This window comes from Micrococcus sp. KRD077, assembly GCF_017168505.1.
GTDB classification, from domain to species: domain Bacteria; phylum Actinomycetota; class Actinomycetes; order Actinomycetales; family Micrococcaceae; genus Micrococcus; species Micrococcus luteus.
Genome location: NZ_JABFAZ010000042.1, coordinates 38,948 through 52,218 on the forward strand (window position 1 = coordinate 38,948; position 13,271 = coordinate 52,218).

A 13,271-nucleotide genomic window follows, 5' to 3' on the forward strand; every position below is an offset into this window, starting at 1 on the left:
CCCTGAGGCTTTCAGCTGCTCGACCAGGTCCTGGCCCGAGGGCTCGCCTGGGTTCTTCTCGTCGATCATGGTCATGATTCTTACCGTTCCTCTCGGTACGGCTTACACAGACCATCTGACACGCCCTACACGTAGGTCTTACCCGTACCCGTCTCCATCTCGATATCGAAGTCCAGGCCGGAGTCATCGAACAGCTTCGAGGCAACCTCGAGGCCATTCTTGTCCTGCACGCGCTGCAAGTTAGCAAGCACCGTGTCGCGGTCGAGCACCAGGCGGTTTCCGACGGCGCCGACCTCCTGCGAGAGGTCGAGGTCGAGCGCGGCGTTCTCCGTCTCGTCGAACGCGGCCACCTGGCCGCGCAGCGTCGTCTCCAGCTTCTCGGCGTCCTTCGGCTGGCCGTCGAACAGATCGACGACAGACTTGATCGCGTCGAGCTGGTAGGGCTGGCTGGCGTCAAACTTGAACCCGCTGCTCATCACGCCGTCCAGAGCTCGATGCCCTTGCTCTTACAGAGCTGAGCCAGATTGGTCTTCAACTGATCGTCACCCTGGAACGCGTCCTCTAGGTGTTGTGGGTCATGAGGTTCTTGCCACGAGGCGCCGGCTGAGATGAGACGAGTGGGCCTCTCCCGCAGGATGGAAGTTCCTCAACAACCCACCTGCCAGAAGAGACCCGCTCATGACTCACGCTAACGCACCTCTGACCCCGACCGGCCGTCTCAGGATGGTCCACCGCCACCTGCACGACGGGATCCCGCAGGCACACGTGGCCGCCGAGTTCCGGGTGAGCCGGCCCACGGTGGCCACCTGGGTCGCCCGCTTCCGCGCCCAGGGAGAAGCCGGCCTTCAGGACCTGCCCAGCCGGCCGCACCGTTCACCTGCCCAGCTCGATCCGGTCCTGGTCGCCCAGATCCACGCCCTGCGGCGGGAGCGCAAGTGGTCCGCACGGCGCATCCATCACCACCTCGCCTCCGAAGGCCACCAGCTGTGCCTGCGCACCGTGGGGAGGTGGATGCACCGGCTGGGCATCTCCCGGTTGCGAGACCTCGCGCCCACGGGTGAGGACCTGCGCCAACGACCCCAGAAGATCACCGCGAGAGGGCCGGGGCACATGGTGCACCTGGACGTGAAGAAGATCGGGAAGATCCCTGACGGGGGCGGCTGGCGTGCTCACGGACGGGACTCCGAGAACGCGCGAGCGGCCAAACGCGGGCCTGGCCGACGGGTCGGGTACACCTACCTGCACTCGGCGATCGACGGGTACACCCGCCTGGCCTACACCGAAGCGTTGGAGGACGAGAAGGCGGTGACCACGATCGGGTTCTTCTGCCGGGCGAGGGCGTTCTTCGCCGCCCACGGCATCACCGTGGACCGGGTGATCACGGACAACGGGAACAACTACCGGGCCGTGGACTTCACCGCGAAGGTGGTCTCGCTCGGGGGCCGGCACCACCGGATCCGCCCCTACACCCCGCGCCATAACGGGAAGGTCGAACGGTACAACCGGCTGATGGTCGATGAGGTCCTCTACGCCCGCCCGTACTCCTCAGAGCAAGCTCGGCGTGAGGCCCTGGCGGTGTGGGTGAACCACTACAACTACCATCGGCCTCATACCTCCTGCGGGGACGCCCCGCCAACCTCGTTGGCCCCGGCACGAGTCAACAACGTCATGACCTCTTACATCTAGGACGATCAGACGGGCAGGGTCCTCGTCGACCACGGCACGCAACTGCTCGAGCGTCGGCTTGACGTGCTCGTTCAGGTAGGCGAGCACGATGCCATCACCCACCGAGCGAAGGTCAAGGCCGGCCACGTCAACCGGAGCGATCCGCTCCGTCAGGGAGTAGCCCTGCTTGAGCAGAATCTCCGCGAGGAGATCGTCTGCCGAAGCGTCGTCTGAGTTGCTCGACTCGCGCAGGTCAAACAGGTGCTGCTCGAGCTCGGTCCGGTCGACGTCACTCGAGAGCTTCCACTTCGAAAAGTTGGTGTCAGCGAGCCGGTACGAGCGGAATCCGCTGTCTCCCGACATCGTTTGACCAACACGCAGAATACGGTCCCGCGCGATATCAGCAACCGTCGCGTAACCCTCTCGACGGGCCACAGACCCTTCAGGCGTGGGCTCAGGGAGTTGGACTGAGATGAAGCTCCGATGACCAGCGTCCGCAGCGTTTGCGAGCATCACGGCATGAGCAGTTGTTCCCGATCCTGCGAAGAAGTCGAGGATAATGTCCTCCGGGCCCACCGCAAGTGAGAGCATCTTCTGCACCAATGCCGTCGGCTTTGGCGTGTCAAAAACATTATCGCCGAATAGGTCAATTATCTCCTTCTTCCCCTCCTTATTCGTTGCAACATCCGCCCAATAGTTTGTCGTTGGCCGCCCTTTGCTCTCGTGCGCATAAATGACTCGCTGAGGCACGCCATCCCCATTCTTTCCGAAGTAGACGCGCCCGCGCGCGACGAGCTCCTCATAACTCTTCTTGGGGTACGCAAAAAGCCGACGATGCACGGTGCCGCCAGGCGTATGGATATCGTACTCATAGCCCCCGCCTTTGAGCCCCTTCGACACCGTGATCGGCACAGGTCGCCACCGACCTTCAGGAAATTCAGCGGTAGGTTCCTTGTACGCGGACTTCACATACTCTTCAGAGATTGGCTCAGGGTTCACGAGCGCATCTGAGCTTCTGCCGTACGCAAGGATGTACTCTCCTTGGACAGCGACGTTCTTCGTGTCGCTCGAGATCTCCTTCTTTCGCTTCCACATAAAGGAGGCAATGAAGTTGCTCTCACCAAACACTTCGTTGCAGAGCTTTCGCAGGTTGTCTTGTTCGTTGTCGTCGATCGAAACGAAAATAATGCCGTCCTGGGTCAACAAGTTCCGCGCGAGCTTGAGTCGCGGGTACATCATGTTCAGCCAGTTGGAGTGGTAGCGCCCCTCGGTGTCGGCGTTGGTCGAGAGCTTCTTGCCCTCCTCGTTGACCTGACGCGTCCACTCGAGGTAGGTGTCAAGACCCTCCTTATAGTTATCCGGGTAGACGAAGTCTTTGCCTGTGTTGTATGGCGGATCGATATAGATCATCTTGATCTTGGCGTGGTAGTGCTTCTGCAGGATCTTGAGCACCTCGAGGTTGTCACCCTCGATGAACACGTTCTTGGTGGTGTCCCAGTCCTTCGAGTTCTCGAAGTCAGGACGCAGTGTTGCCGTGGTCGGCTCCTGCGCGGCACGGAGGGCGCGCTTCTTGCCGGGCCAGAAGAGCCCGAACCGCTCACTGGTGTCGGCCGCGTCGCCGTCCAGCAGTTCCTTGAGCTTCTCCATGTCCACCTTGCCGTCGGCAATGACCTCGGGCATCAACTCAGCAATCTGCGCGGCCAGCTCAGTCTGGAAGTTCGGGGTGGTGGATGGTGTTTCGTGAACTTCTTCGCTCATCGGATTTTCTCTTTCCTCAGTTTGAAAAGTGCGATATCGTCTGTGAACGCTGGCAGTTACGCGACAATGCGCCAACGGATCGCGAACAGGTGTTCGATCTTCTGAGTGCCCTGCAGGGACTGCTCGATCATGTCGAGCTTCTCATCGATCTCGGCCTGCAGCTTGCGGCGTGCGGCGCGGAAGTCGTCGTCCGCTTCGTCAGCCCGGCGCTCCCACGTGCGGGCCTCGCGTTTGAGGCGAAGCTGCTCCATCGGGTCATCCGCCTGCTTCGCGGCCTTCCGGGCTTCCTTTTCCCTGGCGCGGTACTCGCGAATCTTGCCTTCGTGCTCGGCCTTGCGATCCTGCTGGTTCCGATACAGCAGTTCCTCCTGCTGGTCGTAGTAGCGGGAGTTGCGCCCCTGGACCTCTTTCTCCAGCTCACCGAGCCGCGCCTCGAGATGTGGCTCGACCCTGGAGATATCGACCGTGACCGGGCGCTCACCCACGCCCTGGCAGGCGAGGTCGAGGATGTCGGCGACGTACTCCTCATCCAGGTACTGACCGTCATCGGTCATGCCACCGGCGAGCATGTACGACTCGGAGATGTCCTCGTCGCGCGCCCGCATCGTGAAGGTCAGCAGATTGACCGTCAGCTCGCCACTCTTGCCCTCGAGCGCCTTGACCGCGTTGCTGGCGCGCTTCGACTGGCCGAGCGAGAACGTCAGCTCGCGCTGCGGTGTCGCGTGCGCTTTCGCGGTGTCTACGACGTGCTGCGCGAGCGGGCTGGCGTATCGGTACTGGTGTGCGTTCGGGAGCGGCTTTGACTTGAAGAAGTAGCGGCCCGTCGGCGCATCGTCAGTCGGCGCGTGATTCAGCACGAACGTGGGGCCGTCGCCCTCGAACGTCGCGACATCGCGCAGTTCGTGATGGGTGATCGCCAGCAGCAGACGCTCGAACTTGTTGAGCACGTCACCGGACTGCTCGTCATACGCCTTGAGGCGATCCTGCACGTGCGGGTCGAGATTATCGAAGACTTTGGCCTTCGCGCTGGCCATCTCCTTTGAGATCTCGCCTGCGAACTGATCCTCAAGCTGTTTGAATGCCGTGTCGATCTCGCCGGCGGTCTTGCAACGGTTGAGGATATCGCTGATCCGCTTCTCGAAGTCGAGGCCGTCCTCCACCGCGCCAAGCACCTCGTCGGAGGCGCCGAACACACTTGAGAACAGCTGGAACTTGTTCGTCAGCAGCTCGAGGATGCGCTGCTCGGCGATGTTGCCCTTGTTGCTGAAGTTCACTACTACGACGTTGTGCTTCTGGCCGAAACGGTGCACTCGGCCGATACGTTGCTCGACGCGCTGCGGGTTCCACGGCAGGTCATAGTTGACGAGCATCGAGCAGAACTGCAGGTTGATACCCTCAGCCGCTGCCTCGGTGGCGATCATGATCGTGCCCTGCTCGCGGAAGTAGTCCACGAGCGCCTTGCGGCGATCGACAGCGGGGATGCCAGTGATCAGGTCGCTGTTTTGGTTTGCCGTCAGCCACGCCTGGTAGATCGCCGTCTGCTCAGGCGACGTGTTCGAGCCGTTGAACAGCACGACGCCCTCGCCACGACCAGTGTCGGCCAGCGTGCGGGCGATGTACTCCTGTGTCTTCGTCGAGTCAGTGAAGATGATCGCCTTCTCGGCGGCACCCAGCTCGCGGAGTCGCTCGAAGCCCATGTCGAGCGCTTCACCCAGCTTGACTGCCTTTTGATTGTCAGTGATCGACCGCGCCAGCGCCGCGTACTCGCGAAGCTCCTCCACCTCGGCGCGCATACGCTTGAGGGTCTCTTCGTCGAGCTGCGCACTCGATGCCGGAGCCGTCGTCTCCTCGGCTTCCTCGACGATCTCCCCCTCGAGCTCGTCACCGGTCTCGAAGTCGGCCAGGAACAGCCCGCCGCGATTGTCACGGAGCTTGCCCGCGGCCACCTCGTCCGCGAGACGGTTCGCGATGTTCTCCAGAGTGCTCGCAACGGCATACGTCGAGGAACCGAGACGCTTGCGAATGATCAGGGCAGAAAGGTGGCGCTGCGAGCCCGCGAAAGCGAACAGCTCGTCGCGCTGCAGGTAGTCATTGACCAGGTCGTAGAGGCGTTCTTCATCGGGTGACGGTGTGAACTCCACCGTGATCGGCATGCGCTCGGTGAACCGGATGTACTTATTGGCGTCCTTGCGGAGCGTGCGCTTGGAGATCGCTGCCACACGTTCGACCAGATCGTCGTCGCCCGTCAGGTCGCGGTTCTTGATGTACCGCTCGCGGAACGCGTCGAGAGAGTAGAAGTAGTCTGGGTCGAAGATCGACACCAGACCGTACAGCTCCTCGAGCTTGTTCTGCAGCGGCGTCGCCGTGAGCAGAACGGTTTTGTGAGCGCTGCGGGCGACGTGCGAAACGGCCTCGGCCATCTTCGCCTTCCCGTTCCAGTAGCTACGCAGGCGGTGCGCCTCGTCAGCCACCACCAGATCCCACGACTTCAGTAATGAGGTCTCGTGGCGGAGGGCGAACTCATACGAGCAGATGAGCACCTCAGCGGCGCGAGTGTCGGTCTTCGCGAGCAGCGCGTCCTTCGACTTGGCGTCGAGGATCGAGGACGGGATGAGGAACTTCTCGTACAGCTCCTGCTTCCACTGCTGACGCAGACTCGAGGGAGCGATGATCAGGATGCGCCGCTTGCGTTCAGCCCAGTACTGCGAGATGACGATGCCCGCCTCGATCGTCTTGCCCAGGCCGACCTCGTCCGCCAGTATCACACCCGGCAGGAACGGCGTCTGGAGTGCAAAAAGCGCCGCATCGATCTGATGTGGTTTGGGTTCGACCTGCGCGTCGAACAGCAGCCCGGCCAGCTTTCCGACGTGATCGTTCGCGTAGCTGCGCTGCAGCTCGTGGGCGAAGTACTTCGCTTGGTAGTCGGAGAGAGGCATCGCCATCTTCAGCCCTCCTGGTGTAGACGGGAGAGAGGTGACGTGGATCGGGCGGTCGGATCGCCACTGCCGCGATCCGATAGGGCCACTGCACGCTTCACGGCGTCACGCTCCTCGCTTTTCCCCGCTTGGCCTCAGCCGGTGCGGCGATGGTCAGGACGACGCGCCTCACGGTGTCGGCTCCCCTGGCCGTTAGGCGTTCTCGCGTGATACTGCCACACAACGATCGGCTGTGTGGTGCCGGGCACGTTCACGTCCGTGTCACTATCTGGGCCCGCTCGCTCTGGGTCTGGCGGTGGACCCGGTTGAACCGATCGTCTTTCCTCAGCGAGCGCCCCTGGCTTCGTAGACTGCCTTGCATGGTCGCCGCGCGTGAAGTCACCCTTCAGGAACTCCTCGGGGGCTCCTACCAGTACACGGTCCCGCTCTATCAGCGGACGTACTCCTGGGGACGCCCGCAGTGGCAGCGACTGTGGGAGGACGTCGTGGACGTCGCCGACCACCGGCGGGACAACCCATCGGCAACCCACTTCATCGGCTCCCTCGTTCTCGCCGGCTTCCGGGACAACGGGCCCGGCGGCGTCCAGCGGTGGCTCGTGGTGGACGGGCAGCAGCGGCTGACGACGCTGACGCTCCTCCTCGCCGCTGTCCGCGACCACCGGGCTGAGCACGAAGGCCCCATGCACGCCGATCGGGTCAACGAAAAGTACCTGGTCAACAAGTGGGAGGACGGCGATCTCCGGTACAAGGTCCTGCCCACCCAGGCCGACCGTGCCGCTTACCGCGGGCGGATCGAGCACGCCCCGGATGCTGCCGAAGGCTCCAGGATCAGCGAAGCCCACCAGTTCTTCCGGACGAAGCTGCTCGGGTTGAGTCAACCGTCTGCCGACGGTGAAGAGGAGCCGCTGACCTTGGCGGAGGTCGAGTCCGCCGTCGTCGCCGGCCTGTCGATCGTGTCCGTGACCACCGGGGAGAACGACAACGCTCACCGCATCTTCGAGTCGCTGAACAACACCGGCCTCAAGCTCACCCAGGGCGACCTGCTCAGGAACTACCTGTTCATGCAGCTGCCCACTCGGGCGGATGAGGTCTACACCAACCTGTGGCTCCCGTTGCAGAACCTGCTCTCCAATGAGGAACTGGAGACGCTGTTCTGGCTTGACCTGGTGCAACAGGATCCCAAGGTCCGCCAGACGGAGATCTACGCGGGGCAGCAGCGTCGCATGCGTGACCTGCAGGACGAGTCGCAGGTCAGGGCGGAAGTCGAGCGGTTCCTGGCATTGGGGCGTCTCTACGACGTCATGCTCCGTCCGGAGAAGGAGAAGGACACCGCAGTGCGGTTCCGCTTGGCGCGCCTGCGCGCCTGGCGCACGACGACGACGTTCCCGATCACACTGCACCTGATGGAGCGCCGGTCCTTGGGGGACATCGACTCGGACGAACTGGCCCGTGCGCTCCTCTACCTCGAGTCGTACCTGGTCCGACGCCTCGTCTTCGGCCGCTACTCCGACGGTCTCAACACCACCTTGCTCGCGGCCACGGCCGACATCCAAGGTCAGGACGATCCGGCGGACGCCCTGCAGCGCTTCCTCTCCAGCGGACGGAAGCACTTCGCCTCCGACGATCAGATCCGCCAGGCCGTGATGACGGCACCCTTCTACACGACGGGCCGGGCGGCCCACCGGAAGCTGATCCTCCGGTGGATCGAGGAGTCCTACGGCAGCAAGGAGCCGGTGGACCTCGACAGCGCGACCATCGAGCACGTCATGCCGCAGACCCTCACGGAGGAGTGGGAGCGCGCTCTGGCCGGCCAGCTCGAGGCGCACCAGGACCTTCGAGAGGTGCACACCGAGCTCCTGCACACCTTGGGCAACCTCACCCTCACCGGGTACAACAGCGAGCTGAGCAATGGGCCCTTCGCGGTCAAGCGTGCGGAGCTGGCCAAGAGCGGCATCCGCATGAACCAGGAGATCTCCGCTGAGCCGGTATGGGGTCCCGCGCAGATCCGTGCGCGCGCCGAGCGGCTGGCGGACCGGATCGTCGGCATCTGGCCGGGGCCCTCAGCAGAGGCCGCCTCCGGGGTCGCTCACACGGCCTGGCAGACGCTGACGGATGCCGTCGAGGCCATTCCCGCCGGGTCCTGGACCTCCTACGGCGAACTCGCACGGCTGATCGGAAGTCATCCGGTCCCCGTGGGGACCTACCTCGCACGGACGGCCCTGCCGCACGCTCATCGTGTGCTCCAGGCGGGAGGCACCGTCTCTCCGTCCTTCCGGTGGACCGACGTCCACCGCACGGACGATCCCCACGACGTCCTCGCGGCCGAAGGCGTGCGCTTCTCCGAGGACGGACGTGCCGACGGCGGCCAGCGGCTGCTGGCGGAGCAGCTCGCCGAGCTCATCGACGTCGACATCGACCTGACGGATCCCCGGTCGCTCGCGGCCCCGGGCAACGACCCTGCGCTGCGGGACCGCTGGGTCGACCGACTTCACGACCACAACGATCCCGAATCGGCCCGCGCAATGATCGAGGTCCAACGAGGCTGGGTCGAGCGCGGTGGCCGGGCGGAATTCGCGGACAATGCCGCCGGCGGTTGTTTCCTGGTCGTCCCGCGCACGTCAGCACGCGCCATCTGGCCGGTGATCATGTACCCGACGTACGGCGTCGAGGTCGTCTTCTATCACCTGGCGAAGTGGCCTCCCTTCACGGACGAGGCGCTTCTCGACGAATTCCGGGGACGTCTGAATCTCATCCCCGGGCTGGAATTCGGCCCTGAGTCTCTCCGCCGGCGCCCGAGCATCAAGCCGCAGACCCTTCGGCCGGCCGCGGCGCAGGAGGCGTTCCTCGACGCGCTGGAGTGGTTCCTGCGCACCGTCCAGGAGGACGACAGAAGTGCCTGACAGCCCTGCCAGGGGCAGGTCCTGGCGAGGCGCTGACCCCCTCACCCCGTCCACCCCACCCAGTACGCTCGCCCCATGAAGATCGGTCTCCGCAAGCCCAGCCTGAAGAAGTCCATCAAGGCCCGCACCACGGGCCGCGCCAAGCGTGCGATCAAGCGCAAGGTCATCCCCGGCTACGGCCGCAAGGGGATGGGCTGGCTGCGCGATCCGAAGCGCGCCGCCTACAACGCCGTCTACCGGCGCACCACGGTCGGCCTGGGCGACGTCCTGAAGATGTTCAAGTGACCTCCACGCCCTCGCGCACCTGACCGGGGTCGGCCCGGTGGAGGCGCGTCGTCGGCCTGGCCGCTCACGGCCCGGTCCGTGGCCCGCCGCTCACCGCCCCTCACCGGCCCGCGAAGGCCTCCACCCGCCGCACGGCCTCCGGATGCTCGGACGCCGCCGCGATCGACGCGGCCTCCTGCCGCACGTGCGCGCGCAGCGCCTCGACGTCGGCCCCGCGCGTCAGCGCCTTGGTCGGCCCATAGGTGTGCGCCGGACCGGCCACCAGTTCGTCCTCGAGCTCCGCCAGACGTGCCGCGAACGCGTCGCCGGCCACCGCCTCGGTCGCCAGGCCCCACCCCACGGCCTCGGTCCCGTTCAGGCGCCGACCGCCGAGCAGCAGCTGCGTCGCGCGCACCGGCCCGAGCACCCGCGGCAGCCAGTAGGACACGCCCGTGTCCGGCGTCATCCCGAGCGCGGAGAACGCCGTCACCAGCTGCGCGTCCTCGCGCACCAGCACGACGTCGCCACCCAGCATGAGCCCGAGTCCCGCCCCGGCGGCCGTCCCGTTGACGCCGGCCAGCACCAGCAGGCGAGAGCCCGTCAGCGCCACCGCGACCTCGCCCGCCGCCTCGCCGAGCTCCTGGATCATCGCGCGCCGCTCCGGCCCGGCGGGGGAGGCGGCCATGGCCTGGACGTCCCCCCCGCCGCAGAAGATCCGCCCCGCGCCGGTCAGCGTGAGCACGTGCACGGAGTCGTCCGCCTCGGCCGCGGCGATCGCCGCGAGCACCTCGCGCGCCATCGTCAGTCCGAGCGCGTTGCCCTTCGCGGGCCGGTTCAGCGTCAGCCGCACGACGCCGGGCCGCGTCTCGACGAGGACGGCGGGGGCGTCGTCGGAGGAAGAAGGGGTGGGTGCGGTGGTCATGTCAGCTCCTGGGGTCGGAAGGTGGGGTGTGCGGGCGTCGGCCACGACGACGGCCGGCCGGGGCTCACGCGAACGCGCTCATCCCGGTCAGGTCCCGGCCGAGGATCAACGCCTGCACGGACTCGGTGCCCTCGTAGGTGTGCAGCGCCTCGACGTCGGCGAAGTGCCGCATCACCCGGTGCTCGAGGAGGATGCCGTTGCCGCCGAGCATGTCCCGGGCGATCTGCGCCACCCGCCGCGCACCCCGGGTGCAGGCGTACTTCAGCAGGGAGGCCTGCTCGTCACGCAGCCGCCCGGCCGCCTGCAGGCGGGCCACGGCCACGCAGCGGGTCTGCATCGCGGTCACCTCGTCCAGCATCTGCGCGAGCCGTTCCTGCACCATCTGGTGCGCTCCCAGCGGCTTGCCGAACTGCTCGCGCTGCCGGGCGTAGGCCAGCGCGGCCTCGAACATGGCGGTCGCGTGGCCCAGCGCGGACCAGCCCACGTTCACGCGGGTGGCCACCAGCACGCGCGCGGCGTCCTTGAACGTCGCCACGCCCGGCAGCCGCGCGTCGTCGCCGACCCGCACGTCGGTCAGCGTGATCTCGGCCTGGTGGATCGCCCGCAGCGCGCCCTTGCCCGTGATCACCTCGGCCTCGTAGCCGGGCGTGGACTGCTCCACCACGAAGCCCTTGACCTGGCCGTCCTCGGTGTCGCGCGCCCACACGATCGTGATGCCCCCGGCGGCCCCGTTGCCGATCCACTTCTTGGCGCCGTTCAGCACCCAGCCGCCGGCGCCGTCGGGCCGCGCGGACGTCTCGAGGGACACCGAGTCCGAACCGTGCAGCGGCTCCGTGAGCGCGAACCCGCCCGGCAGCGTGCCGCGCGCCACCGGCTCGAGGTACCGCTCCTTCTGCTCCGGGCTCGCGCAGTGCACCAGGGCGCGCAGCACGAGCCCGCCCTGCACGGCCGCCGCGGCCGCCATCGACCCGTCCGCCCGGGAGATCTCCATCGCCACCAGGCCCGCGGCCAACGGGGACATCACCGGGTGCCCCGGCACCTCCAGCCCATCGGTGAGCAGGTCCAGCTCGCCCGCCCGCGCCACCAGGTCCAACGGGTACTCCGCCCGGTCCCAGTGCCCGTCGATCCGCTCGAGCACCTCCCGGCCGTAGGCGCGGGCGCGGTCCCAATGCGCGCGGTCCTCGTCCGTCGCCTCCCCGAACGCGTCCAGGTAGTCGACGTCCAGGGGCGTGGCGACGTCGTAGGTCGGCTTCTGCAGGCTGGTCACTTCGACCCCTCCGTCCGTTCGGCGCGCAGCGCGCGCTTGAGGAGCTTGCCCGACTGGTTCCGCGGCAGCTCCGCCACGAAGTCCACGCGCTTGGGCACCTTGAAGTCCGCCAGGCGTTCCTTCACGTGGGTGCGCACGGTCTCCGCGGTCAGCTCGGCGCTCTCCTTGAGCACGACGACGGCGGTCACCGCCTCGATCCAGCGCTCGTCCGGCAGGCCGATGACGGCGACCTCGGCCACCTCGTCGAGCTCGTAGATCGCGTCCTCGACCTCCCGCGGGGCGACCAGGACGCCGCCCGTGTTGATGACGTCCTTGATGCGGTCCACCACCTGGATGTAGCCGGCCGCGTCCTGGGTGACCTGGTCGCCGGAGCGGAACCAGCCGTCGTCGGTGAACGCGTCCGCGGTGGCATCCGGGCGGTTCCAGTAGCCGGAGAGCAGCTGCGGCGAGCGGTACTGGATCTCGCCGGGCTCGCCGGGCGCGGCGGGGACGCCGTCGGCCGTCATCACCCGCGCCTCCACGTGGAACACGGGGCGGCCGCACGAGGCCGGCCGCGCGTCGTGCTCCTCGGGGCGCAGCACGGTGCACAGCGGGCCCAGCTCGGACTGGCCGAAGCAGTTGTAGAAGCCGATGCCCGGCTGACTCTGACGGAGGCGCTGCAGCACGGTCACCGGCATGATCGAGGCCCCGTACTGGGCCTTGTGCAGCGAGGAGAGGTCGCGCGTGGCCAGGTCCGGATGGTTCGCCAGCGGCACCCAGACGGTGGGCGCCAGGAACAGGGAGCCGATGTGCTCGGTCTCCACGAGCTCGAGCATCCGGGGGATGTCCGGGGCGGCCAGCAGGCGCACCGTGGCGCCGAGGCTCAGGTAGGGGAGCAGGAACACGTGCATCGCGGCCGAGTGGTACAGCGGCATGGCCACCAGGGGGCGGTCCTCGGCCGTGAAGTCCAACGCGATGATCGAGGAGAGGTACTCCGCCACGAGCGCCCGGTGGGACATCATGGCGCCCTTGGGAGTGGAGGTGGTGCCGGAGGTGTAGAGCAGCTGGGCCAGGTCGGTGGCCGACACCTCCGCCTCCGGGGCGGCGGCGTCCAACGTCTCGTCCCGGGCGGTCTCCAGCACGGAGGGCTCGGCGTGGCCGGCGGGGAGCATGGTCCACACGTGCCGCAGAGCCGACGCGCGGCCCTCGGCCCGGACCTGGTCGACCCGCTCGAGCATGCCGGCGTCGGCCACGAGCAGCTCCGCGCCGGAGTCCTCGAGGGCGTGCGCGAGCTCGCCGCCCTTGAGCGCGAAGTTCACGGGCACGTGCACGTAGCCGGCCGTGACGCAGGCCAGGAAGAGCAGCGCGTAGGCGTCCGAGTTGGTGGCGTAGGCGGCCACCCGGGTGCCGGCCGGCAGGCCGGTGTCCTGGAGGCGGCGGGCCACGCGGTGCGCTCCGTCCCGGAGCTGGGCGTAGGTCCAGTCGCGGTCCTCGAAGCGCAGGGCGACGGCTTGCGGGGAGCGGGCGACCGCGCGCGCGAACACGCGGCCGATCGTGTCCTCCGGGGCGGGGGAGGGGTG

At 66.8% G+C, this 13,271-nt stretch carries 7 protein-coding genes and 2 pseudogenes; 3 read left to right on the forward strand and 6 right to left on the reverse strand.

Annotated elements, in window-relative coordinates; genetic code table 11:
• Window positions 1-128: 128 nt before the first annotated feature.
• Window positions 129-476, reverse strand: a pseudogene (locus tag J1M39_RS10720) (DEAD/DEAH box helicase family protein); the annotation flags it as partial.
• Window positions 477-678: 202 nt separating this feature from the next.
• On the opposite strand from J1M39_RS10720, the gene J1M39_RS10725 reads away from it, so the two are divergent.
• Window positions 679-1,686: an IS481 family transposase gene (locus tag J1M39_RS10725; RefSeq protein ID WP_206496770.1), complete on the forward strand. Its 1,008-nt coding sequence runs from the start codon at window positions 679-681 to the stop codon at window positions 1,684-1,686.
• 540 nt (window positions 1,687-2,226) lie between these two features.
• Here J1M39_RS10725 and J1M39_RS12360 read toward each other — a convergent pair.
• Window positions 2,227-3,423: pseudogene (locus J1M39_RS12360) on the reverse strand (site-specific DNA-methyltransferase); the annotation flags it as partial.
• A 56-nt stretch (window positions 3,424-3,479) separates the two neighbouring features.
• A complete protein-coding gene (locus tag J1M39_RS10740) occupies window positions 3,480-6,365 on the reverse strand; it encodes an SNF2-related protein (protein ID WP_206495775.1) in 2,886 nt (961 codons plus the stop codon).
• 353 nt (window positions 6,366-6,718) lie between these two features.
• On the opposite strand from J1M39_RS10740, the gene J1M39_RS10745 reads away from it, so the two are divergent.
• On the forward strand, window positions 6,719-9,259 hold the full coding sequence (locus J1M39_RS10745; protein ID WP_152743734.1) for a GmrSD restriction endonuclease domain-containing protein: 2,541 nt from the start codon (window positions 6,719-6,721) through the stop codon (window positions 9,257-9,259).
• 75 nt (window positions 9,260-9,334) lie between these two features.
• Window positions 9,335-9,544: a hypothetical protein gene (locus J1M39_RS10750; protein ID WP_002857973.1), complete on the forward strand. Its 210-nt coding sequence runs from the start codon at window positions 9,335-9,337 to the stop codon at window positions 9,542-9,544.
• 100 nt (window positions 9,545-9,644) lie between these two features.
• On the opposite strand, the gene J1M39_RS10755 is transcribed toward J1M39_RS10750, so the two are convergent.
• The 3 genes from J1M39_RS10755 to J1M39_RS10765 all read right to left on the reverse strand — a co-directional run.
• Window positions 9,645-10,445, reverse strand: coding sequence for an enoyl-CoA hydratase/isomerase family protein (locus J1M39_RS10755; protein WP_101967494.1), 801 nt, complete (start codon window positions 10,443-10,445; stop codon window positions 9,645-9,647).
• Between the two features lie 64 nt (window positions 10,446-10,509).
• Window positions 10,510-11,712: an acyl-CoA dehydrogenase family protein gene (locus tag J1M39_RS10760; protein WP_073116639.1), complete on the reverse strand. Its 1,203-nt coding sequence runs from the start codon at window positions 11,710-11,712 to the stop codon at window positions 10,510-10,512.
• Window positions 11,709-13,271, reverse strand: a 1,563-nt coding sequence (locus tag J1M39_RS10765; protein ID WP_241254120.1) for a fatty acyl-CoA synthetase, incomplete at its 5' end; no start/stop codon positions are given. The genes J1M39_RS10765 and J1M39_RS10760, both read right to left, overlap by 4 nt.

What these genes read in the sequence shown, in the direction of transcription:
- J1M39_RS10750 (WP_002857973.1), top strand. Translation starts at nt 9,335, where the DNA reads ATGAAGATCGGTCTCCGCAAGCCCAGCCTGAAGAAGTCCATCAAGGCC.
- J1M39_RS10745 (WP_152743734.1), top strand. Translation starts at nt 6,719, where the DNA reads ATGGTCGCCGCGCGTGAAGTCACCCTTCAGGAACTCCTCGGGGGCTCC.
- J1M39_RS10755 (WP_101967494.1), bottom strand. Translation starts at nt 10,445, where the DNA reads ATGACCACCGCACCCACCCCTTCTTCCTCCGACGACGCCCCCGCCGTC.
- J1M39_RS10740 (WP_206495775.1), bottom strand. Translation starts at nt 6,365, where the DNA reads ATGGCGATGCCTCTCTCCGACTACCAAGCGAAGTACTTCGCCCACGAG.
- J1M39_RS10725 (WP_206496770.1), top strand. Translation starts at nt 679, where the DNA reads ATGACTCACGCTAACGCACCTCTGACCCCGACCGGCCGTCTCAGGATG.